General features: G+C 36.1%; 18 protein-coding genes. 17 read left to right on the top strand and 1 reads right to left on the bottom strand.

Annotated features, from left to right (window positions below):
• The first annotated feature begins 50 nt into the window (after positions 1–50).
• From HMPREF1140_RS03155 to fba, 12 genes are all read left to right on the top strand, one after another.
• On the top strand, positions 51–677 hold the full coding sequence (locus tag HMPREF1140_RS03155) for an AAA family ATPase (protein ID WP_007591627.1): 627 nt from the start codon (positions 51–53) through the stop codon (positions 675–677).
• Positions 674–1768 (top strand): N-acetylmuramoyl-L-alanine amidase family protein, encoded by a 1095-nt coding sequence (locus HMPREF1140_RS03150; RefSeq protein WP_009662655.1) that lies wholly within the window; start codon positions 674–676, stop codon positions 1766–1768. The genes HMPREF1140_RS03155 and HMPREF1140_RS03150 overlap by 4 nt, the downstream gene beginning before the upstream one ends.
• Positions 1769–1794: 26 nt before the next feature.
• On the top strand, positions 1795–4011 hold the full coding sequence (locus HMPREF1140_RS13680) for a zinc ribbon domain-containing protein (RefSeq protein WP_009662414.1): 2217 nt from the start codon (positions 1795–1797) through the stop codon (positions 4009–4011).
• A 153-nt stretch (positions 4012–4164) separates the two neighbouring features.
• Positions 4165–5871 carry an LCP family protein gene (locus HMPREF1140_RS03140; RefSeq protein ID WP_009662487.1) on the top strand — a complete coding sequence of 569 codons (1707 nt, stop codon included), beginning with the start codon at positions 4165–4167 and terminating at the stop codon, positions 5869–5871.
• Between the two features lie 12 nt (positions 5872–5883).
• The gene (locus HMPREF1140_RS03135; protein ID WP_007591633.1) at positions 5884–6591 is read left to right on the top strand and encodes a response regulator transcription factor; all 708 of its coding nucleotides are present in this window, start codon (positions 5884–5886) and stop codon (positions 6589–6591) included.
• A complete protein-coding gene (locus tag HMPREF1140_RS03130; RefSeq protein ID WP_035619860.1) occupies positions 6581–7714 on the top strand; it encodes a sensor histidine kinase in 1134 nt (377 codons plus the stop codon). The genes HMPREF1140_RS03135 and HMPREF1140_RS03130 overlap by 11 nt, the downstream gene beginning before the upstream one ends.
• Positions 7680–10121, top strand: a complete 2442-nt coding sequence (locus HMPREF1140_RS03125; RefSeq protein ID WP_035619799.1) for a hypothetical protein — start codon at positions 7680–7682, stop codon at positions 10119–10121. The genes HMPREF1140_RS03130 and HMPREF1140_RS03125 overlap by 35 nt, the downstream gene beginning before the upstream one ends.
• On the top strand, positions 10122–11072 hold the full coding sequence (locus HMPREF1140_RS03120) for an ABC transporter ATP-binding protein (protein WP_009662521.1): 951 nt from the start codon (positions 10122–10124) through the stop codon (positions 11070–11072).
• Positions 11062–11937, top strand: a complete 876-nt coding sequence (locus HMPREF1140_RS03115; protein ID WP_009662673.1) for an ABC transporter permease — start codon at positions 11062–11064, stop codon at positions 11935–11937. Before HMPREF1140_RS03120 ends, HMPREF1140_RS03115 begins: the two co-directional genes overlap by 11 nt.
• Complete coding sequence (locus HMPREF1140_RS03110) at positions 11918–13192, top strand: zinc ribbon domain-containing protein (protein WP_009662405.1); 1275 nt, start codon at positions 11918–11920, stop codon at positions 13190–13192. Before HMPREF1140_RS03115 ends, HMPREF1140_RS03110 begins: the two co-directional genes overlap by 20 nt.
• 59 nt (positions 13193–13251) lie before the next feature.
• Positions 13252–14751, top strand: coding sequence for a threonine synthase (gene thrC / locus HMPREF1140_RS03105; RefSeq protein ID WP_009662476.1), 1500 nt, complete (start codon positions 13252–13254; stop codon positions 14749–14751).
• A 2-nt stretch (positions 14752–14753) separates the two neighbouring features.
• Entirely contained in the window at positions 14754–15617 is an 864-nt protein-coding gene (fba, locus tag HMPREF1140_RS03100) for a class II fructose-1,6-bisphosphate aldolase (RefSeq protein WP_009662420.1), read from the top strand.
• Positions 15618–15670: 53 nt separating this feature from the next.
• Here fba and HMPREF1140_RS03095 read toward each other — a convergent pair whose 3' ends face one another.
• Positions 15671–16837, bottom strand: coding sequence for an MFS transporter (locus HMPREF1140_RS03095; RefSeq protein ID WP_009662647.1), 1167 nt, complete (start codon positions 16835–16837; stop codon positions 15671–15673).
• 126 nt (positions 16838–16963) lie between these two features.
• On the opposite strand from HMPREF1140_RS03095, the gene HMPREF1140_RS03090 reads away from it, so the two are divergent.
• The 5 genes from HMPREF1140_RS03090 to asd all read left to right on the top strand — a co-directional run bounded on the left by HMPREF1140_RS03090 (position 16964) and on the right by asd (position 25477).
• A complete protein-coding gene (locus tag HMPREF1140_RS03090) occupies positions 16964–18286 on the top strand; it encodes a replication-associated recombination protein A (RefSeq protein ID WP_007591657.1) in 1323 nt (440 codons plus the stop codon).
• A 3-nt stretch (positions 18287–18289) separates the two neighbouring features.
• On the top strand, positions 18290–19987 hold the full coding sequence (gene rho / locus HMPREF1140_RS03085; RefSeq protein WP_009662450.1) for a transcription termination factor Rho: 1698 nt from the start codon (positions 18290–18292) through the stop codon (positions 19985–19987).
• 65 nt (positions 19988–20052) lie between these two features.
• Positions 20053–21966, top strand: coding sequence for a DNA gyrase/topoisomerase IV subunit B (locus HMPREF1140_RS03080; protein WP_009662517.1), 1914 nt, complete (start codon positions 20053–20055; stop codon positions 21964–21966).
• An 8-nt stretch (positions 21967–21974) separates the two neighbouring features.
• Positions 21975–24212, top strand: a complete 2238-nt coding sequence (locus HMPREF1140_RS03075; protein ID WP_009662679.1) for a DNA gyrase/topoisomerase IV subunit A — start codon at positions 21975–21977, stop codon at positions 24210–24212.
• Between the two features lie 179 nt (positions 24213–24391).
• Positions 24392–25477: an aspartate-semialdehyde dehydrogenase gene (asd, locus tag HMPREF1140_RS03070; RefSeq protein ID WP_009662663.1), complete on the top strand. Its 1086-nt coding sequence runs from the start codon at positions 24392–24394 to the stop codon at positions 25475–25477.
• Positions 25478–25491 lie beyond the last annotated feature (14 nt).

Below are 25491 nucleotides of genomic sequence, written 5' to 3'. Positions count from 1 at the left end.
TAGTATTGTGAAAAATATGTAGACGGAAATTGATTATTTAGGAGGTAGGTATGGACAATAGATTGGTTATTACCATAGGTAGACAGTGCGGAAGCGGTGGAAGAAGGATCGGTCAGATGCTGGCTGAGCAATTGGGTATAAAATGCTATGATAAAGAAATACTCAACAGGGCTGCTAAAGAGAGCGGACTGGCTGCAGAGTTGTTTGAGACTCATGATGAGAAGCCGACAAGTTCATTTTTATACTCTCTTGTGATGGATACTTATTCTTTAGGATATACATCTTCATCCTATATGGATATGCCTATAAATCATAAGATTTTTTTGGCACAGTTTGACACTATTAAAAAGCTTGCATCCGAGGAGTCATGCATTATAGTCGGAAGATGCGCAGATTATGCTTTGGCTGACGATCCGAATGCATTTTCAGTATTTATTACAGGAAATGATGAGGACAAGATTAAGAGAATTATGGAAACCAACAATATTGAAGCCAATAAAGCAAAGGATATTATGGTAAAGACAGACAAGAAGAGGTCAAGCTATTATAACTATTACTCAAGTAAGAGATGGGCAGACTCAAGAAGTTATGATTTGACTGTAAACAGTTCAACACTCGGACTTGAAGGAAGTGTAGAACTTATTAAAACATTTGCAAAGATAAAAGGTTTATTATGAGATTAAAGTTTATTTGTCAGGCTATGCTTATAGCAGGAGTTTTGACGGCGTGTGGCGGTAATAATTCAAGTACTAAGAATACGGTTGAAACTTCATCCGCTGTAAGTGTGGAAAGCAGTGCGGACGGAAAGGTAGTGCAGACAGATGTCGTAAGAAAGGTGACAAGGAGCAACAAGGATTCAACAACTGCACAGAGCTCTAAAGAGCCTGAGAGCAGTACTGAAGTTACTTCGACAGCTGCCTCAAATACTACCGTGTCGGAGACCTCCGCTGTAGAAGAAACTACAACAGTCAAGGAAGCTCAAGCTGAAACTAAAGCACAAAAGTCTGAGGTAAAAGAAGCTGGAGAAATAGGACTTGATCCAAGTTGGCAGTATGCATCATTTTCAAAAATAAATTCAGGTAAAAGCGTGCTCTATAAGCCGAGTGAAAACGGTAACGGCATCACTATAGCCGTAAATGCCGGACATGGTACAAAGGGAGGCTCTTCACAAAAAACACAATGTCATCCTGACGGAACCCCAAAGGTAACAAGCGGTACCACAAAAGCCGGAGCCACCACAGCTATTGCCGTTTCCGAGGGTATGACATTCGCAGACGGCACACCTGAAAGTACCGTAACATTTGAGATGGCAAAGATACTGAAAGACGAGCTTTTATCCAGAGGATATAATGTGTTGATGATTCGTGACGGCAGTGATGTTCAGCTTGACAATATTGCAAGAACGGTAATAGCAAATAATGTTGCCTCTGCGCATATAGCATTGCATTGGGATTCCACAAATGCAGATAAAGGGGCGTTTTATATGGGTGTTCCTGAAGTGGACTCATACAGAAGTATGGAACCTGTAGCTTCAAACTGGAAAAAGCATGAAGCCCTCGGTAAGTCTTTGATAAACGGATTGTCTTCAAACGGAACAAAGATTTTCAGTAAGGGAAGAATGGAGATGGATCTTACACAGACATCTTATTCAACTGTTCCGTCGATTGATATTGAATTGGGAGATAAAACATCGGATCACGGAAAAGATGAACTGAAAAAACTGTCAAAGGGACTTGCTGACGGTATTGACAGTTATTTCGGAAGATAAAATCAAGCAAAAATTTAGGGAGTATTATGAAAAATAAATTAAAATATCTTATATGTATATTGGCATTTTTGCTTCTTACAGCATGTGGCGGTGTTGTTAAAACAGATATGAATTTTGATGATTCCTTTGCCGGAAGCAGAGTTATGACATATACAATATCAAATTCGGACTATACATCATATGTTCAAAAAGATTTTGCAACCGTAGCGGCAACATTGAAGGCGCTTTGTCCTGAAGATATTGAAATCACTTCCGTTACACAGGATGATTCAAATATTGTTGCTGTATTTACTATAAATTTCTCATCAAAAGATGACTATGAGAAAAAGGTTGGAAATATATTAAAAGCTGTCGGAAGCGACATAGAACCGAAGGTAACACTTTTAAGATCAAATACCGCATTTGCAAAGGGAGTTGCATTTCAGGAAAATTTCGGCACTGAAGACCTTCTAAAATGGATGCGTGACGGAATGATGAATAATGAATATATTACATCTTCATATGAGATTTATATATTCTCTACAAGTCAGGTCAGCCTTAGTATATCAGGTGAGGAATATGAAAAAGATGCCAATATGAGCATAATAGATGTAAATACTACAAAGTATTTGCCTATTAACGGTATCGAGTTCAATACAGTTATAAACAAAGACGGAAGTATTGACAGAAGTATTGCTATAGATATTCCGAATACCAGCTATGATCAGGCTAAAGATGATATAGATAAATTTATGGCTGAAAGATCGGGTGAAGTCGGAACAGGAACATGGTCGGAAGCAAATAATTCACATATTTTCACTGTTGAGGGTAAGGCTTTAAGTGCAGATGACTGTAAAAAGATGACTGAAAAGTTTACCGGAAAAAGTCTTGACAGTACGACCGGTTCAGTTGCAAAGGATACTCAAGTCTCAGAGGAGACTCAGGTGGAGTCTGAGAGTAAAGAAAGTACCGAGGAGAGCACTGAAGCCACATCCGATACATCGGATGCTGTAGATAAAAGACATTTGTTTTCTAAAAATTATACTCTTAATGAGTATATAAATTTGGAAGACTATATCAGTAATTACAATAATGCCGTAAGCTTTGATTATTATGTAAATCCTGAGAATAATTATGAAGGAACTATAACAGACGGTACAGGATACTCATCTACAGTTTTACGTTCTGCAATAAGCGGTGACGCAAATACTTTGCTTTACAGCGGTTACAGTTCAACTTTTGATATAAAGCTGGATGTGAATATTTTGCCAAATGTAAGCAAATACAAGCATATCGTTGAGATTACTCCTACAGGTAAGATAAAAAGAGATATTACCGTGGTTTTCAGTGAGTCTTTCAACGAGGATGATGCAAAGTCTCTTGAGGAAAAACTTAAGAATGTTCTTTCTGACAGCAAGATAAAGCTTGATAAAGTGTCTTTAAACGGTAAGGATCTTGAAGTTAAGATATCTTCTTCCGGTACTATTGAAGAAGATGCCAAGATGTGGGAAGAAACTACAGGATATACCGGATCAATCAGCAGCTTGGACGTAGATAAGAAGGGCCTTTTTGTAACAAAGCAGAGAATTTCATTTATGGATGACTTTAATCCTGAGATTTTCACATCCGGAAATGTTGATTCATATGAATACATAGTTAAAAATGCCGGTAAGCCTGTAGATAAGGATTTATACTTGGCAGGAAGTTTTGAAAACGCAGAAGCAAAGTTTAAGGGCAATAACTTCATTGTAAAGGGTGAGAATGTTATGATGTCAAATTACAGTTCTCCATTCTTTGTGAGCGTTCGTACAAACTTTACTATATATATTATCTTTGCAGCTGTTGCATTTGTATTTATTTTGATAATAGCTATACTTCTTCTGATTTTGTTTAATAAATCCAAGAAGAATAAGAATGATGTAAAGGTTGCAGATGCACCCGTTAATACAACAAGCAATACGGTAAGTATTAAAAAGGATGATGTTAAGGAAGCTGTAGTAGCGGATAAAACTCCTGAAAATACACAGGATACGGAAGTTGTGAATGAAACAAAGGATGAGGTTAAATTAAATACTGTTGTATGTGACAGTTGCGGCAATGAGTGTCCTGAAACTTCAAGTTTTTGCACTAAATGCGGGCACAGCCTTGAAGATGCGAAAAAGGCTAAAGAAGCAACATCTTCCTATGTAGATGAGGCTGCAAAGCTTGCAAGAGAGATGGCATCAGATGATACGGAATCAAAAGGAGTATCACTTTCTAAATAAAATATTAAGAGATAGCGTTTAATACTTTAAGGTGGGCTTTTGCCCGCCTTTTTTATAGAAATATCACTTATTATTCTATTTTTCTTAGTGTATATTGTTTTCATCTATGATAGAATATATAGAAGTACTTCTTGAAAGGAGCATTACTCCAAAATGAGAGATGATGATTTTTACAGAGAACTTAGTGAAGCTGACAGTGAAGATCTTGAAAAATACTTAAAAGATTTAGCTAAGCTTAAAAAAATTAGAGAAGAAGAAAAACTTAAAGAAGAAAATAAAAAACTGCTTAAAACATTAAGTGAAAACAATAAGAAACTTGAAGAAATCGGACAGAATATAAGAAAAGTGGAAAAGAAACCGGATAAGATAAATATCATAGGTTCAAAGAAATCTTCAAAGATAAAGAACGGAAGAAATATAAAAAGTAATACTAACGATGATGAGGAAACCGGCGGAATAAAAATTCCTTTGCCAAAAAGCAGTCAAAAAGCTGTAGTAAGAAGGGATGATGTATACAGAACTCAGACCGTTCAAAGAGAAGAGACACCTAAAAAGGTGGTTAAAAAGAAGGTTACAAAGCCTGTTACCAAAAAGATCGTTAAAACTAAAAAAGTTACGAAAAATGTGAATCCAAGGACTGTGAAAAAAGTCGAAAAAGAAAAAGTTAAAAAACCTAAAAAGAAAAGAGGTTTTTTGACAAGGCTTTTCCTTTTGGTATTACTGTTTACAATAGTCGGAGGAGGAACTTATTTTGCATTCCACTATGTTAAAAATCAAAAGGGTTACTATACCGTGGCAGTTTTCGGTGTGGACTCAAGAGACGGAAATGTGGAAAAGGGTGCATTAAGTGATGTGAATATGATTGTCAATGTAGACAGAGAAAGCGGAGATATACAGCTTATATCAATCTATAGAGATATGTATTCAATGATAGATGAGGACGGAAAATTCCATAAGTTCAATCAGGCCTATGTAGAAGGCGGACCTGAGCAGGCGCTGGAGACTCTAAACAGAAATCTTGACCTTGATATAAAGGATTATATAACGGTGAACTGGAAGGCGGTAATTGACGCCATAAATATACTCGGTGGAGTAGACCTTGAAATAACGGATGCAGAGTTTAAATATATGAATTCATTTATTGCAAAGACTGTAGAGGCTACAGGCGTGGGATCATATGAGCTTGAGCATGCGGGAATGAATCACCTTGACGGAGTCCAGGCTGTAGCATATGCGAGGCTGCGACTTATGGATACCGATTTTAACAGAACGGAGAGACAGAGAAAGGTTGTAAGCCTTGCTTTTGATAAGGCTAAGAACGCGAATTTCTCTACTTTGTACAGTATTTTGGTGGCTGTTCTGCCTCAGACCTCTACTAATGTAGGAATAGATAATCTTATACCTTTTGCAAAGGATATATCAAAATATCATTTGAGTGAAACAACAGGATTCCCTTTTGATAAAGATACAAAGAAAATGCATAAGAGAGATTATGTTATTCCGATAACATTGAAATCAAATGTTATAGCTCTTCATGAGATGCTTTACGGTAAGATACCGGGATACAGCTATACCCCGAGTGAAATGCTGAACAAGATAAGCAATAGAATTATCAAGGATACAGGTATGGGAGCCGATAAAGAGAATACCGATATAACTCTGGATTCCAATTTGGACGGTGCCATAGGAATAAGTCCTCATAAGAGTGAAGGTGAGGAGCATCATGAAAATAATGAGGGTGAGCATCCTGATGAGACACAGGAACATGAGTCACATGAAGAATCACATGAAGATACACAACCTGAAGAGAATATAACTGAAGCTGCAATTGAAGGTGAAAGTGAAACAAGCAGTGAATAAAAGGAGAATATAATGGCGGATACAAATATTTTAGTAGTAGATGATGAAAAGGAGATTGCTGACCTTGTTGAAATTTATCTGGTCAGTGACGGATATAAAGTTTTTAAAGCAAACAGTGCGGAAGACGGATTGAAGATAATAGAGAACGAAGATATACATCTTGCAATACTTGACATAATGATGCCCGGTATGGACGGACTGGAGATGTGTAAGAGGATAAGAGAAACACATAATTTCCCTATAATACTTCTAAGTGCAAAGAGTGCGGATCTTGATAAGATACTTGGACTTGGAACAGGTGCTGATGACTATGTTACAAAGCCTTTTAATACTTTAGAGCTGACGGCAAGAGTTAAATCACAGCTTCGCAGATATACTCAGCTTAATCCGAACAGTACAGTTTTGGAAAAGGACGATCCTAATGAGATAAGACTTAAGGGAATGTCTATAAACAAAGATAATCATAAGGTAGTCATAGAGGGAAAAGAAGTTAAACTTACACCTATAGAGTTCGATATCTTATATTTGCTTGCAAGTAATGCCGGAAGAGTATTCTCAACAGATGAAATCTTTGAAAAAGTATGGAATGAAAAGGTATATGAGGCCAATAACACAGTAATGGTTCATATAAGAAGACTTCGCGGAAAAATGAATGAAGATGAAAGAGAAAACAAGATTATAACTACTGTATGGGGTGTTGGATATAAAATTGAGAGATGATTTGGAAAAGAAATTTCAGACTAAAGTAATAATTAACATACTATTCAGTCTGGTGATTTCTATTTTGGTAGAAACTCTTTTGCTCAGCAATATTTCGATGTTCTCAGGATTGCATATAATAAATCGTGAAAATGATACTCTTTTGATAAGGGGTAACGGAAGCGACCTGGTTGTTATTCTGATTTTACTTGTATTCGGCATAGGAGTATTTGCACTTTCGTTTTGGATTTTGCAAAGAAAGTCATTTGAGTATATAGATGACATACTTCTGGCAATAAAGAAGATTTCGGCCGGAGATTTGAATACAAATATTGATGTAAAAGGCGATAACGAGTTTTCAGAGATAGCCGCAAGCATTAATAAGATGGCTGAGGAGATCAGAGTTTTGATGGAGAGTGAGAGACATAATGAAAAGTCAAAAAATGAGATGATTACAAATATTGCTCACGATCTTAGAACTCCGTTGACATCAATACTCGGATATCTTGATTTGATAAATAAAAGAGATTTGTCTGAGGAGACCAAAAAAGAGTATTTGAAAATAGTTTATGAAAAGTCAAAGAAGCTGCAGGATCTTATTGAGAGTCTTTTCAGCTTCACAAAGACAAATTCATCAAAACTTGTATTGAAAATAGATAAAATAGATATTATAAAGCTTTTATGTCAGCTTATGGAGGAATTTTATCCTAATTTTGAAAATAAAGGTATTACTTGCAGTGTAAATACAAATGAGGATTCATGTGTAATAGACGGAGACGGTACTTTATTGGCAAGATTGTTTGATAATCTTATTAATAATGCCATCAAATACGGTGCTGACGGAAAAAGAATAGATATAAAAATTTCTGTTGAAAAGAAAATAGTAAAGATTGCGGTAATTAACTATGGTAAAGTTATTCCGGCAAACGAGTTACCTCTTATTTTCGGCAAATTCTACAGAGTGGATCAGGCCAGAAATTCTAATACGGGAGGAACCGGACTTGGACTTGCCATAGCAAAAAATATCACAGAGCTTCACCATGGAATTATTGATGTAAGCAGTGATTTGAGCGGAACAATATTCAGCGTAACATTACCAAAGGAGTTAGATGTTGAAAGGGAAAATTTTAAGAGGACTGAATAAAATACTTTTATTATCATTGGTATTATTTTTACTGTCTGCAGTACAATTTCCTATAAACACATTATCTGCAACTGAACAAAATAAGGAAATAACTATAGATATAAGCTACGGTTACGGGAATATAGCAAAGGGAGGGAGATACCTCCCTATTCATGTATATTATAAAAATTTCACAAATGATAATTTTACCGGAAAAGTATCTATTGAATTTAATGAGGCGGATAATAAAAAATATGCTTATGAGTACAATGTAAATCTTGAGCAAAAGAAGAGTTATTTGGCTGATTATTACGTAAGAATCAGCAATGAAGTGAATAAAATTGTAGTTGTACTGAAAGATGAAAATAAAAAAACAATAATAGAAAAAGAAGTATCTTTGAATATGGAAGCCAACCGTTCAAAAATAATGGTTGGCTTACTTAGTGACAGTCAAAATAAGCTGGATTACTTTGACGATGTGGCAATAAATTTCGGCCTTTTAAATTTGAATACGGTAAATTTGGCTGCAGGATCATTTCCGAAGTCAAGTTCAGGGCTTGAACAGCTGGATATGATTATAATCAGTAACTTTAGAATAAGAGATTTGTCAACGGAACAGTCCAGAGCATTGATGAATTGGGTAAAACAGGGAGGAGTCCTTGTAATGGGTACAGGTCAAAGAGCTGATGATACGATCGGAAGATATGCTCCTGAGCTTTTGGAGGACATATATGATTCTCCGAAGATGAATACTTTGAACTTTACATTTAACAATGAAAGTAAAAGTATCGACCTCTACACTACATCAATAAATATGCATGGAGGAAATGTTCTTCTCTCAGACGGAGATTTTCCTCTTATAACTTCTGTAAATAAGCAAAAAGGATTGATAGCGGTTGCAGGTTTTGACTTTTGTGATTTAAATGATTTTGCGGCAGAGAACACTCAGTTTGCAAGATATATTATTTCGACCGTTCTGGGAGATGAGAGGATAGAGACTTTTTCAAAGCAAAGTGAAGTGTCAGATGATACATTCCAAAATATTGAGCCTATATTAAATTCGTCGGAAACCAATAAGTTGCCGCCTATGACTGTCTATACCTTGATATTTATTGCTTATGTACTTTTAATAGGACCTATTTCTTTTATATATTTAAAAGACTATGGACTTGCAATATATTACAGGAAGATAGTAGTGCTTATGTCCTTATTATTACTTGCGGTAATTATTATATATAACGGCAGGACAAGGTTTACCACAACATTCTACAACTACGTTACGGTTTATGAAGCCGGAGATCTGGATGTATCGGAATCCACATATGTAAATCTTAGAAACCCTTATAATAAGCCTTACAATGTGGTTATAGATTCAAATTACTCTGTTATACCGGTAATAAGAGACAGGTCGGATGTGGACGACAGAAGAGTTTTAAATAAGTCTACATCTGTAAATATTGATAATGAGGAGTACACAAAAAATATTTCTCTAAATCATGTAGGTGCATTTGCTTCAAATATCTGGAAGCTGGATAAAACAATAGAGAATTTGAACAACGAAGGATTTACAGGTGAAATAAATTTCTTTAACGGAAGTTTAAGTGTTGAAATTACAAATAATTATGATTATAAGGTAAAAAATGCCACCCTTATTCTGTATGGGAAAATTGCGCTGCTTGGAGATTTTGATAAGGGAGAGACAAAGCAGATAGATAATTGTCAGTTTATAAATATACCTTTGACAGACTTTGATATTACTTCAAGAATTATTACAGGAATGGTTGGAGAAACTACGATAAATCAAAACGGCAGTGTGAACGGTATGGACACCGAGAAATATATGCAGCTTTTAAATGTCTCAAATTTCCTTTCATTTTATCTTGGAGAAAATTCCAACGGATATACTGCAGATGCAAGAATTATCGCATTTTCGGATACGGCGCTCTCAAATCCTATATTTTTTAATAATACCATGGAGGGTAGCGGACTGACATTACTTACATCTGTTATACCTGTAAATTCTATTGAAGACGGAAAACTTTACAGACAGTCGCTTTTAAAGATGCCTATAGTGCTTAGCGGAGATTATTCTTATATAGACAATGCACTAAAGAGCAATGAAGCTACGGTACTTGAGTATTTCTTGGGGGAAAATATAAACATCGCACAAGTAAAATTTGAGCAGATATCAGATATATTTTCAGATGCAAGATACAGTGACAGTGTGAAGGTCTTTAAGGGAAATATTGCTTTGTATAACTTTAAAACCGGAAACTTTGATTATATTTCAAAGAACAATTTCTCTATATTGGAGTTATTGACATATCTGTCGGATACAAATACTATCAGAGTAAGATATTCAAATATAGAAAACGGGAATTTGGAAACCGCTTTGCCGATGGTAAGTGTTTTAGGTGTGGAAAAATAGATGTTAGAAATAAAAAATATAAGTAAATCATATGGAAGACATCCGGCATTATCAAATCTTTGCCTAAGAATACCGGATGGAGCACTTTACGGACTTGTCGGTCCAAACGGTGCAGGTAAGACAACCGCTATAAAGATTATTTCGGGAATTATATATCCTGATAAAGGGAGTATATTTTTTGATGATATAAATCTATGTGACGATCGGAAAAATTCAAAGGAAACGGTAGGTTACGTTCCGGATGTGCTTGGAATTTATGATGATATGACGGTATTTGAATATATGATGTTCTTTGCTTCTACATACGGTCTGACCGGGTATCTTGCAAGAAAGAAGTCGGAAATTCTTTTGGAGCAGGTCGGTATGACTGATAAGAGAGAGTTTTATTTGAACGAGCTTTCAAGAGGAATGCAGCAAAAACTTTGTATAGCAAGAGCATTAATACATGATCCCGCACTTATCATTATGGATGAGCCTGCAAGCGGACTTGATCCGAGAGCCAGATACGAGCTTAAGGAACTTTTACAGGAGTTAAACGCCGCAGGTAAAATGGTGATTTTAAGCTCACATATTTTATCGGAGATTTCAGAAATCTGTACGGACATAGGAATTATAGAAGGCGGAAAGATGATAATATCCGGAAGTGTTGAAGAAATACTGGCAAAAGTTGAGGGGGCAAACCCTATAAAAATAAAGGTATTAAATAATGAAAATTTAGCACTTGAAATATTAAAAAATAATAAAAATGTCAGATTTTTATCTGTAGATAACAGCTATTTTATGGTATACTTTGAGGGTAAAAAGATAGATGAAGCCGGATTGTTGGCGGAACTTATAAGAAACAATGTTTTAGTAAGTGAATTTATAAGAGAACCGGGAAGTCTGGAATCATATTTTATTAAGGTTACAAACCATTCAAATGAAAGCGTGATTTTTAGCAATGAATATTAATCCGATTTATGAAAGGGAACACAGAGTAAGTACAAGAAGTATGAAACTCTCAATTGCTATTCTTGTATTTAACTTTATTGTGGCGGCAGTTACTCTGATAGAGATGAATGATGTTGTAGACTTTGCAAGGAAAACATCGTTTATAGACTATACTTCTTTTTTACAAATATTCAGAATAGTTATATTTGTTCCTGCGCTTTTACTTATATTTGTGGCACCAAGTTTTATAGCAGGTGCAATAAGTGATGAGAGACAAAGAGGAACACTTGAAATATTACTGACTACAAAGATGACCGCAGAAAATATAGTCTTCGGTAAGTTTTTGAGTTTATTTTCCTCGATTATGCTTATACTGATATCACAATTACCGATTATGGCAATTTTATTTTTATATGGCGGAATAACTGTTCCCGATATTATAAAACTTGTTATAAACTTTGTTGTGTTTGTAGTACTTATTATTTCAATGGGGATATTTTGCTCAAGTATATCTATGAGGACAAGTGTTGCAACAGCTCTCCTGTATTCGGGAGTTTTAGGGCTGTTTATAGGAACATTGATATTATATTTTTTATCTGCAAATTCATTTGTAACGGATGAGAGCGGATTTTTCGGAATTGTTTTTATCAGATTCAGTAAGTTTGTTTTGTTGTTTAATCCTTTAGTCAGCATAGATTTTTTGTTATCGAAGATTATGGGAGAAGACAGTTTGGATATATTGGTAAGCCTTTTTTGGTATAATAATTGGTTTTACATAAATATGTTTTTGGATTCGGTATTGTCAATTGTATTTTTGGCATTGTCTGTATTGAAAATTAAACCGCATGGTAAGACTTGGAGGAAGCATGGCAACAGTAATTTATAAATGTAAAAATTGTGGCGGTCCGGTAAAGTATTCTGCGACACTTGGGAAGTTTAATTGTGAATATTGTAATACGGTTTATACGGAGGAAGAGGTAAAAAACTTAAGCCTTATGTCTCAAGATGAAGATGTGGTGGAAGACGGAGACAATGGTGAGTATCTTGAATATCACTGTCCAAGTTGCGGCGCAAATATTGTAACGGATGAGACTACCGTAGCAACCACATGCTATTATTGTAAAAATCCTATAGTGATGTCCGGAAAACTTGAGAAATCACAGATGCCTACAAAAGTTATACCTTTTAAGGTGGACAGAACAAGAGCCCTTGAATCTTTTGAAAACTGGATGAAGACAAAGAAATTTGTGCCGAAGAGTTTTTTCAATGACAAAAAAGAAATCGAAGAAATAAACGGAGTATATTTCCCATACTGGCTGTATGACACAAATGTAATTGTAGATCTTGACAGAGAGGGAAGCAGGACATATTCAAGAACTGAAGGAAATTACAGGGTGACTTATGAAAAGCATTTCAGAATTATAAGAAAAGGAGATGTGGATATTAAAAATCTCCCGAAGCTTGCACTTGCCAAGTCAAACAAAGTTCTTGTAGAGTCTGTATATCCTTTTGATTTTAACGGTGCGATAGATTTTGATTCTTCATATTTAAGCGGATTTGTAGCGGAAAAAAAGGATATAGAAAAAGAAGCCCTTATGTCATCGATAGAAGATGATGTATATAGATACTCTGCAAAGGTTGTAAGAGATTCTATGACGGGAGAAAGTGTAAATGTGGTAAACAATGATTTCACCATAGGTCAGGGAAGCTTTAAATATGCCATGTTGCCGGTTTGGGCAATATCGTATAATGATAAAGACAGTGATAAGCACTTTTTCTTCAGTGTAAACGGACAGACCGGAAAGGTAGTGGGTAAATTGCCTCTTGATATGGGAAAACTTTATCTGTCCGGACTTATGTATGTTTTACCGATATTTGCAATAATCATGGCAATACTTTATTTTACAAATAATTTACAGAGCAATATTTTTTGGTTTACCTTGGTGGGAAGTATAGTGGGATATTTTCTCTATATATCCAAAGTTGCGGCTGACTACAATATGACTTCCGCAAGTGTAAAAAACCGTGGTATAAACCAGATAGATTTCAATAATAATTATTCTGAGAAGATTGAGTATTGTAAGGATATAGACCTGGGTACAAGAATAATCGGAAGGTCGAGAATAGAAAGCAGAAAATAAACTTTATTATTTTTAATATATATGTTATAGTTTAGACAATCTAGAAATAGGAGTTTAGAATGGAATTCATAAAGTATAAAAGTACCAGAGGCAAAGAGACCGGAGTAAATGCGTCGGAAGCTATTCTTAAAGGATTGGCGGATGACGGCGGACTGTTTATGCCTGAAAAATTTCCGAAGTTCGATTTTTCTTTGGAAGATTTAAAGGGGAAAAGATATCAGGAAGTTGCCTATGAGGTAATGAAGCTTCTTTTGAGTGATTATACAAAGGAAGAATTGACGGATTGTATAGAAAAAGCATACGACGAAAAGTTTGATACGGAAGAGATTGCACCGCTTGTAAAGGCGGGAGGGGCGTATTTTCTGGAACTTTTCCACGGTGATACTATAGCATTTAAGGATATGGCTCTTTCAATATTGCCTCATCTGCTCACAACAGCCGCCAAGAAAAACGGTATAAAGAATAAAATAGTTATTCTTACAGCTACAAGCGGTGATACCGGTAAGGCCGCAATGTCGGGATTTTGTGATGTTGAGGGTACAGGCATTATAGTATTCTATCCTAAGGACGGTGTCAGCAATGTACAGAGATTGCAAATGGTGACACAAAAGGGTGACAATACGGATGTAGTAGCAATACACGGAAATTTTGATGATGCACAAAGCGGAGTAAAAAAGATATTTTCCGATAAAGAGTTTGCGAAAAAACTTTCAGAAAACGGAATACAACTTTCCAGTGCAAACTCTATAAATATAGGACGTCTGGTACCACAGATAGCTTACTATGTATATGCATATGTAAAGCTGTTGGAAAGTGGTGATATAGCTGCAGGCGAAAAGATAAATGTATGTGTTCCTACAGGGAATTTCGGCAATATACTTGCGGCATACATCGGAAAACAGATGGGATTACCTGTGGATAAACTCATATGTGCTTCAAATGAAAATAAAGTTTTATTTGATTTCTTTGAGAATGGGGTTTATGATAGAAATCGTAAGTTTGTTTTAACATCTTCACCGTCTATGGACATACTTATTTCAAGCAATCTTGAAAGATTGATTTATTTAAGCTGTGGAAGTGACGGAGAGTATGTTTCAAAGCTTATGAAAGATTTATCGGCAGGCGGTAAATATGAAGTTACCGAAGCTATGAAGGATTTTATGAAAGACTTCATCGCCGGATTTGCTGATGAAAAGAAAAATTTTGAAGGTATAAAATCTCTGTATGACAGTACAGGTTATATTATAGATACACATACCGGAGTGGCATTCTCAGTATATGAGGATTATAAAAACGCCACAAAGGATATGACAAAGACGGTCATAGCATCCACAGCAAGTCCATATAAGTTTGCTGACAGTGTACTTGAAGCAATCTTTAGACAAAAGCAGGATATGGGAGATTTTGAAGTCATTGACAAATTGCATGAGATTGGAGCACCTGAAATTCCGAAGGCAATATTGGAGATAAAAGATGCAAAGATTCGACATACAAGAGAATGTGACAGTGCAGATATGCAAAAAGAAGTAGAAGATATTCTATTCAACAACAGGAGGTAGATATGTTAGTATCAGCAAAAGAAATGCTTGATAAGGCAAAAGCCGGACATTATGCGGTAGGACATTTTAATATCAACAACTTAGAGTGGACAAAGTCTATTTTGTCGGTAGCTCAGGAGATGAATTCACCTGTAATCCTTGGAGTTTCAGAGGGTGCGGGAAAGTATATGACAGGCTATAAGACAGTAGCTGCAATGGTAAAGGCAATGATAGAGGAGATGGGAATTACAGTTCCTGTAGCACTTCACCTTGACCACGGTTCATATGAGGGATGTAAGAAGTGTATTGAAGCAGGATTTTCTTCAATAATGTTTGACGGTTCTCATTTCTCAATCGAAGAAAATATTGAAAAGACAAAGGAGCTTGTAGCTTTGGCACATGCAAACGGAATGTCACTTGAGGCCGAGGTAGGATCAATCGGTGGCGAGGAAGACGGTGTTGTAGGTGCAGGTGAGTTTGCAGATCCTAATGAGTGCAAGATGATTGCAGATCTCGGAGTAGATTTCCTTGCAGCAGGTATCGGAAATATTCACGGTAAGTATCCTGCAAACTGGCCGGGTCTTAACTTTGACGTTTTGGCAAAGGTACAGGAGAAAACAGGAAACCTTCCATTGGTTCTTCACGGTGGTACAGGTATTCCTGCAGAGATGATTCAAAAGGCAATTAACCTTGGTGTATCAAAAATCAATGTTAATACAGAATGTCAGCTTTCATTTGCAGATGCTACAAGAAAGTATATTGAAGCAGGTAAGGACCTTGAAGGTAAGGGATTTGACCCGAGAAAGCTTTTAGCTCCGGGTGCTGAGGCTATCAAGGCAACTGTAAGAGAGAAGATAGAGCTTTTCGGTTCAGCAAATAAGGCTTGATTTATTAAGATAAAATTTTAGGGCGTCACATTTGTGATGCCCTTTTTATATGTCTATTTTTCAAATTTATAATTTATACATGATAATATAAATATCAGTATTGCATTTACAATCAGCATAAATACTGCAGTACTCATATTAAAGGTATTGGAAATAACGCCCAAGATATATGGTGTTATGATTCCGCCGATTGCTGTAAGTGCTGTAAACATTGTCATTGCAAATGCTGAGCCGTGCAGTGATTCCTTTGAAACAGCATAACTTAGCGGAAATACCGGTGCCATAAAAAGTCCTAAAATAAATAATGATATTACAATAATGAAAACATTTTTGGTTGAGATAAGCATAATAAACCCTATCAAAAGTCCAAGTGAGTCAAATATCATTATTTTTTTCGGAGATATATTTTGACTTATTTTTGCTATAAAAAGTCTTGAAATCAAAATGGCAATCCAGGTAATCGAAACAAGGGTGGTTGCAAGTGAAACGCTCATAATACCTGTATCCTTCAGATAAGTGATAAACCATCCGTTTACACTGTATTCAAATCCCAGGTAGAAAAATAAAAGTACGGTATTTATATAAAACTTTTTATCTTTAAAAAATTCAGTATCTTTATTTGTTCCGTTTGCAACCGAGCCTTTGGCATTATTTTTATAAAAAAGAAGAGTCTCATTATCGGTTGTAAAAAATCCGGCTACGACCAAAGCTGCAATAATTGCTATTAGTCCCAGAATATATCGCCAATTAAATCCCAGATAAAGAATAAATGACAGCAGGAAAGGTGATATAAACGCACCTATTGCGAACATGGCGTTAAGTATTGCACCCTTGGGAGCGGGATTTTCATACATATTATTTACATAGTAATTATTAAAAAGTGTAATTGATCCCTTTGTAAGCCCGAGGATAAGCATTAATATATTAATGATTATCAGGGGAGGTGTATTTATTAAAATAACAAAACTAAGGAATGACAAACAGGTCATAAGTGTTATACTGAATTTATCACCAAGTTTTGCAGACAGTGCGGTATATAAGAAACTTCCGAAAAAATTTCCGATATAAAAGAAAGTCAGTATACTGCCTGCACCTATGTAGTCAAGTCCTATTTCGCTCATAAGATGGGGCAAAGTTGCTCCGATGATAAGAGTTGCCATGCCGCTGAAAAAATAGCCAAGGCAACATCTTAAAAAAATCTGTTCACGATTCTTTTCCATAAATTATCCTCAATAAATTAAATATAATACTATATTCTATCATATTACTTTATAAATTAATAACTCGATATTTGACATTTGGAAAAAATGTGGTAAAGTAGTGGTAACAACCTACATGGAGAAAAAATGGACTTATTTGATTATATGAAAGAAGTTAATGAAAAAGAGGATGCCCCGTTAGCTTCAAGATTAAGACCCGATTCTTTAGATTCGATAGTAGGGCAGGAACATATTTTGAGTAAAGACAAATTCTTATATAGGGCGATAAAGGCTGATAAACTGAGTTCGATTATATTCTTTGGTCCTCCGGGATGTGGAAAAACAACTATTGCAAAGATCATTGCAAATACCACCAAATCAAATTTTAAGCAAATTAATGCCACTACGGCCGGAAAAAAAGAGATGGAAGAGGCAATATCTGAAGCTAAAATATCCTTTTCAATGTATAAGAAAAAAACTATTTTATTTATCGATGAAATTCATAGATTTAATAAATCTCAACAAGACTACCTGCTGCCTTTTGTAGAAGACGGTACTGTAATTTTAATCGGAGCAACAACGGAAAATCCTTTCTTTGAGGTAAATAAGGCTTTGATTTCAAGATCAAGACTTTTGGAATTGAAACCGCTTTCATATCAGGATATAGAGACCATTTTAGATAGAGCAATTAAAGACAAAGAAAGAGGGATGGGAAGGTATGAAGTAGAAATTTCTAAAGAGGCTGTAGAATTCCTTTCTAAAAGCGCGGACGGTGATGCAAGAAGTGCATTGAATGCTTTAGAACTGGCAATTCTTACAACAGATATTTCAGAAGACGGAAAAATTCATATTGATACAAATATCGTAAGTGAATGTATTCAAAAAAAGATAGTGAAGTATGATAAGGACGGAACAAATCATTATGATACCATATCGGCATTTATAAAAAGTATGAGAGGCTCGGATCCCGATGCGGTTATGTATTATCTGGCAAAAATGCTCTATGCAGGTGAAGATATAAAGTTTATAGCCAGAAGAATCATAATATGTGCGGCCGAGGATGTAGGCCTTGCAGATCCGAATGCTTTAAGCATTGCGACCAATGCCTTTTTGGCAATTGAAAGAGTCGGTATGCCTGAGGCAAGGATAATTTTGGCTCAAGCGGCAAATTATATTGCTTGTGCACCTAAGTCAAATGCATCATATCTTGCTATAAATGAAGCATTAAGATTTGTGAAGGAAAACAGTGATTTTGAAGTGCCAAAGCATATCAGAAACGCAAATTTTACGGGGGAAAAAGATATAGGAATAGGTGTGGGCTATAAATATGCTCATGACTATGAAAATCATTATGTTAAACAACAATACCTGCCTGATGAGATAAAAGATAAGGTGTTTTTTAATCTTACAGATATGGGATTTGAAAAATCAATCAAGGACTATTTTAATAAAATAAAAAAGGACAGATAATATATGCGAGAAAAGTTACAAACTTTATCATTGGTACAGTTGAAAGAGATTGCAAAAGAGCAGGGCTTTAAAGGAGTCAGCAATTTAAATAAGGCAAATATAATAGAGTTGTTAGTGGAGTTTTCCGAGAACCGAAGTAAAGAGGTTTCAAACAGTGAAGGAGGCTCGCCTGATATGACCGGAAAAGATAATTCATATCAAAGAGACGGATATGCCGGACAAAACTATTCCGGTCAGAGTAATTATACAGGTCAAAGCAGAAGTACATATAACAGTGCACAAAGAAGCACTTCAAATCAAAGCAGAAATAACGGATATAATAATACATATCAAAACGGACAAAGGTATAGTCAGGTAAGTGCTCAAGGCAATATGCCTAATTATTATCAAGGCCAGTACAATAATCAAAACCAGTATGTAAATTCAAATCAATATGTAAATCAGTATCCTAACCAGTATCCGAATCAATATCCTTTACAAAATCAACCGGGATATAGAAATGAATACTATGATAATCGCTTCGGAGCGGGTTTTTCAAGAGATTATCCTACAGACATAAGAGATCTGGATTCAGGTGAGATTGCGGAGGGTATACTTGAGGTAATGCCTGACGGTTTCGGATTTATAAGATGTGAAAATTTCTTACCGGGTGATAATGATGTGTATGTTTCTCCTGCACAGATTAAAAAGTTCAGAATGAAAACGGGTGATGTGGTATCAGGAATAAAAAAGATAAAAACAGCTACAGAAAAGTTTGCGGCACTTTTATATATAAATACTGTAAACTCCTTCCCTCCTGAGACTTTGGAAACAAGACCTAATTTTGAGGATTTGACACCTATTTTCCCAAACAGCAGAATACATTTGGCAAATGATGATTCCGCATCAAAAGCTATGAGAATAGTTGATTTGCTCTCACCAATAGGCAGAGGACAAAGAGGTATGATAGTTTCACAGCCAAAGGCAGGTAAGACTACGCTTTTAAAGGAAATAGCAAAGTCTATTACAACAAATCAAAAGGATATGCATCTTATTATTCTGCTTATAGATGAGAGACCTGAAGAGGTTACAGATATCAAAGAGGCAATAGTAGGAGAAAATGTGGAAGTTATATATTCCACATTTGATGAACTTCCTGACAGACATAAGAGAGTTTCCGAGATGGTTATTGAGAGAGCAAAAAGACTTGTGGAGCACGGAAAGGATGTAATGATATTGCTGGATTCCATTACAAGACTTGCAAGAGCTTACAATCTTACAATAGCACCAAGCGGAAGGACACTTTCAGGAGGACTTGACCCTGCGGCACTTCATATGCCTAAGCGTTTCTTCGGAACGGCAAGAAATATAAGAGAGGGCGGAAGTCTCACAATACTTGCAACAGCTTTGGTAGATACCGGAAGCAGAATGGACGATGTTGTATTTGAGGAGTTTAAGGGTACAGGAAATATGGAACTTGTACTTAACAGAAAGCTCTCTGAAAAGAGAATTTTCCCTGCTATAGATGTTTTAAAGAGCTCTACAAGAAGAGATGATTTATTATTGAGCAAGGAAGAGGCCGAAGTGGTAAGTATAATCAGAAAGTCCACAGATTTGGCAAAGCCTGATGAAGTGGCCGAAAGAATTATCGAAGAATTCAATTCAACAAAAAACAATGAAGAACTTGTTGAAAAAATATTGGCGAACGGCCAATTGATGTAAAATAAAGTATGAATGTAACAGTTTGGTTTTGCCGGACTGTTACATTTTTGTAAAAGTGAGGTTTTATGCAGGACTATAATGCAGGCAGTATTACAGTACTTGAAGGACTTGAGGCTGTTAGAGTAAGACCGGGTATGTATATCGGTGGAGTCGGTGTAAAGGGATTAAACCATCTTATTTATGAGATAATGGATAACTCTATCGATGAACATTTGGCCGGATTTTGTAAAAATATATGGGTGACTTTAAATGCGGACGGCTCATGTACCGTGAAGGATGACGGTAGAGGAATACCGGTTGAGATGCATCAAAAAGGTATTTCAGCGGAAAGAGTTGTATTGTCCACCTTGCATGCAGGCGGAAAATTTGATAATGAATCATATAAAACCAGTGGTGGATTGCATGGTGTAGGTTCATCAGTGGTTAATGCTTTGTCCAATTTCCTTGATATAAAAATATCAAGAGACGGATTTATACATCATGACAGATATGAAAAGGGTATACCTACAGTAGAATTAAAAAACGGACTTTTGCCAACTATAGGAAAAACAAGAAATACAGGTACTGAAATTACATTTCTACCTGATGATACTATCTTTGAAGTTACTAAGTTTAAGGCTGACTGGTTGAAATCCAGAATGCATGAAAGTGCATACTTAAATCCCGGCCTTATGTTGCATTTCAAAAACTTAAGAGATAATGAACATGAAGAAACAGTTTTCCATGAACCCGAAGGCATCGTTGCATATGTAAAAGAGCTAAATAAGGGCAAGGAAGTAATGCATGCTCCTATACTTTACAAAGGAGTATGTGACAATATAGATGTGGAAATAGCCATACAGTTCGTGGATGCATTTGAGGAGAATATACTGGGATTTTGTAATAATATATTTACTCAAGAAGGCGGTACACATATAGCCGGATTCAAGACAAAGTTTACAGGTCTTATAAATACCTATGCAAGAGATCTCGGTATATTAAAGGATAAGGACAGCAATTTTACCGGTGCGGATACCAGAAACGGTATGACCGCCATTATCAGTGTAAAGCATCCGAATCCTATGTTTGAAGGACAGACAAAGACAAAACTTGCATCGGCCGATGCCACAAGGGCTGTGCTTACGGTTACAGGGGATGAGCTTACAAGGTTTTTTGACAGGAATGTAGATGTGGTAAAAGCTATAATTTCCTGTGCGGAAAAATCCGCCAAGATAAGAAAGGCTGAGGAAAGAGCCAAGACAAATATGCTCACAAAATCAAAGTTTTCATTTGAGTCAAACGGAAAACTTGCAAACTGTGAGTCAAAAGATCCAAGCAAATGTGAGATATTTATAGTAGAGGGAGATTCTGCCGGCGGTTCAGCAAAGACTGCAAGAAACAGAAATTTTCAGGCTATTTTACCTATAAGAGGTAAGATTTTGAATGTTGAGAAGGCTTCTATAGATAAGGTACTTGCAAATGCCGAGATAAAAACAATGATAAATACTTTCGGTTGCGGATTTTCTGAAGGCTATGGCAATGATTTTGATATTTCAAAACTTCGTTATGACAAGATAATACTTATGACCGATGCGGACGTGGACGGAAGTCATATAGATACTTTGCTTTTGACCTTCCTCTACAGATTTATGCCTGAGCTTATATATGACGGACATGTATATATTGCAATGCCGCCACTTTTTAAAGTGGTACCTAAAAGAGGTGAGGGCATTTATCTATATGATGAAAAAGCATTGGAAGATTATAAAAAGAAACATAAGGACAATTTCACTCTGCAAAGATATAAGGGACTTGGAGAGATGGATGCCGAACAGCTTTGGGAGACAACTCTTGACCCTGAAAGAAGAGTGCTCAAAAAAGTTGAAATAGAAGATGCAAGACTTGCAAGTGAAGTAACTGAGCTTTTAATGGGGTCCGATGTGGCTCCGAGAAGAAACTTTATACATGAGCATGCAAGAGAAGCGGTAATTGATGCATAGGAGGGTATATGGCTGAGAAGATATTGCGAACGGAATATTCGGAGGAAATGCAAAAATCCTATCTGGATTATTCTATGAGTGTTATAACCGCAAGGGCTATACCTGATGCGAGAGACGGTCTAAAGCCTGTACAAAGAAGAGTTTTATATGATATGAGTGAACTGAGAATATTCAGTGACAGACCACATCGTAAGTCTGCAAGAATAGTCGGTGATACCATGGGTAAATATCACCCGCATGGTGACAGTTCTATATATGAAACTTTGGTTGTTTTGAGTCAGGACTTTAAAAAAGGAATGCCTTTAATAGACGGGCACGGAAACTTCGGATCTATAGAAGGTGACGGAGCGGCCGCTATGAGATACACGGAAGCCAAACTTGCAAAATTTGCGGAAGAAGTGTATTTAAAGGATCTTGATAAGACTGTTGAATTTATTTCAAATTATGATGAGACCGAAAAAGAACCTGCGGTTTTACCTGTTAGAGTACCTAATCTTTTGATAAACGGTGCGGAGGGTATTGCAGTAGGTATGTCAACCTCAATTCCTACACATAATCTGCTTGAAGTATGTAATACCTGTATTGCCTATATTAAAAACAGAAATATAGATACTAAAGGACTTTTGGAAGTACTGCACGGTCCGGATTTTCCTACAGGCGGAATTATTGCAAATAAAAAGGATTTGCTCGATATCTATGAAACAGGTAACGGAAAGTTAAAGCTGCGAGGAAAGATAGAAGTAGAACTTGGAAGGAAAAAAGCCGACAAGGACAAGCTGATAATTTCTGAAATCCCGTATACTATGATCGGTGCGGGAATAAACAAGTTTTTAGTGGATGTGGCAAATCTTGTAGAGAGTAAAAAACTTCCGGATGTGGTGGATATAAGCAATCAATCCGATAAAAACGGTACAAGAATAGTTCTGGAGCTTAGAAAAGACGCAGATATTGAAAAGATAAAGAATATCCTGTACAAAAAGACAAAACTTGAAGATACATTCGGAGTAAATATGCTTGCGATTGTAGACGGAAGGCCTGAGATACTTTCATTAAGAGATATTTTAAAAAACTACCTTGAGTTTCAGTATGAAATCACTACAAAAAAATACAATATACTCTTAAATAAAGAACTTGAAAAGAAGGAAATACAGGAAGGACTTATAAAGGCTGTAGACGTTATCGATTTGATTATTGCCATACTTCGAGGTTCTAAAAATCTGACTCAGGCAAAAAAATGTCTTACTTCAGGTGATACTACAGGTATAAACTTCAAAGTTAAGGCACTTGAAAAGGATGCTAAGAAGCTTTCGTTTACCGAGAAGCAGGCGCAGGCGATTCTTGATATGAGACTGTATAAGCTTATAGGTCTTGAGATAGAGGCTCTTTTAAAGGACAATGCAACCACTCTTAAAAATATAGAGGAATACGAAAATATCCTAAAAGATCATAAAAATATGGATAAGCTCTTTATAAAAGATCTGGAAAAGATTAAAAGAGATTTTGCCCTTCCAAGAAAAACTTTGATAGAGGATGCAAAGGAAGCCGTATATGTTGAGGAACCAATGGCAAGTGAAGAGGTTATATTTGTTATGGACAAATTCGGATATTGCAAGATACTTGACAGAAATACTTTTGATAAGAATGCGGAAACAGTGGAAAGTGAAAATATCTATGTATTTCCTGTGATGAATACCGACAAAATATGTATTTTCTCAAATGCCGGTATTTTATACAAATTCAAAGTTATGGATCTGGGTATTTCAAAACTTAGAGATAAGGGCACACCTGTTGACAATCTTACAAAGTTTGACAGCAGTAATGAAGAAATCCTTTTGGCTGTAAGTGAAGACGGCATGAATGGCGGCTTTATATTGATGCTTACAAAGAACGGTTATATAAAGAGAGTTTCCGGAGAGGAATTTAAGACCAACAATAAACAGGTAGCCTCTACAAAGCTGAATAATGATGATGTGCTTATAGGTGTAAAAATGCTTGGTGCGGCATCAAATACAGATTTATGTATTGTAAGTGATGCAGGATATATTTTAAGATTTAATGTTTCAGAGGTAAATGAATTTAAAAAGAGTACCAGAGGAGAGAAGGCAATTACACTTGGATATAATGAATTTGTTGAGAATTTGTATCTTACAAACGAGGTTGGACTTGCAAGTGTATCCGGAAAAGAAGTTAATTTAAGTAAAGTTAAACTTAGTCATAGAGGTTATAAGGGGCAAAAAATCAAATAATATTTTGTGAAAACAGACAAGCAAAATGAAATGTCTCTGACAGACGTACAAATGTGCGCCTGATGCGAAAAAAGACTTGCAATATTATTCATAGTGTACTATGATTGCAACCAGTTAAAAATAATAGTCCACAAGATTTATGAACTGTTATTCAAAATAAACAGATATGGAGAGATAATATGGATAAGAAATTAAAAGTTGGTGTCCTCGGTGCAACAGGCATGGTAGGACAGAGATTTTTGTCATTACTTGAAAATCATCCTTGGTATGAAGTTGTAGTTGTAGCAGCAAGTCCAAGCAGTGCGGGAAAAAGATATGAGGATGCTGTAGGAAGTCGTTGGAAAATGACAACTCCTATGCCTGAGGCTTACAAAGACCTTATTGTAATGAATGTAAATGATGTTGATGCGGTTGCCTCAAAGGTTGACTTTGTATTCTCAGCTGTGGATATGACAAAGGAAGAGATAAAGGCTATTGAGGAGGCTTATGCAAAAACAGAGACTCCTGTGGTTTCAAACAATTCGGCACATCGTTGGACAAAGGATGTACCTATGGTAGTTCCTGAGATAAATCCTGAGCATTTTGCAATTATTGAGTCACAGAAGAAGAGACTGGGAACAAAGAGAGGATTTATTGCGGTAAAGCCTAACTGTTCTATACAAAGCTATGCTCCTGTGCTTAATGCATGGAAAGAATACGAGCCGTATGAAGTTGTAGTTACAACATATCAGGCTATATCAGGTGCAGGAAAGACTTTCAAGGATTGGCCTGAGATGGTTGAAAACATTATTCCGTTTATCGGCGGTGAGGAAGAAAAGAGTGAGAAAGAGCCTCTCAGAATCTGGGGACATATTGAAGGTGATGAGATTGTTCCTGCAACTTCGCCGAAGATTACTTGCCAATGTGTAAGAGTACCGGTACTTAACGGACATACAGCCGCGGTATTTGTAAAGTTTAAGAATAAGGCTTCCAAGGAAGAGCTTATAAAGAAGCTTGTAGAGTACAAGGGAGAGCCTCAGGAACTTAACCTTCCTTCAGCACCGAAGCAGTTTATACAGTATCTCACAGAGGATAACAGACCACAGGTAAATCTTGATGTTAATTTTGAGAACGGTATGGGTGTTTCAGTAGGTAGACTTAGAGAAGATTCAATGTATGACTATAAGTTTATCGGACTTTCACATAATACTTTAAGAGGTGCCGCAGGCGGTGCACTTCTTTGTGCGGAGTACCTTACAGCAAAGAATTTTATAACAGCAAAATAATTATTAATGAGGCA

Source organism: Lachnoanaerobaculum sp. ICM7, from assembly GCF_000287675.1.
GTDB lineage: Bacteria > Bacillota > Clostridia > Lachnospirales > Lachnospiraceae > Lachnoanaerobaculum.
The sequence above is the reverse complement of the archived record's forward strand: the minus strand, read 5'-3'. Positions and strand labels throughout refer to the sequence as shown.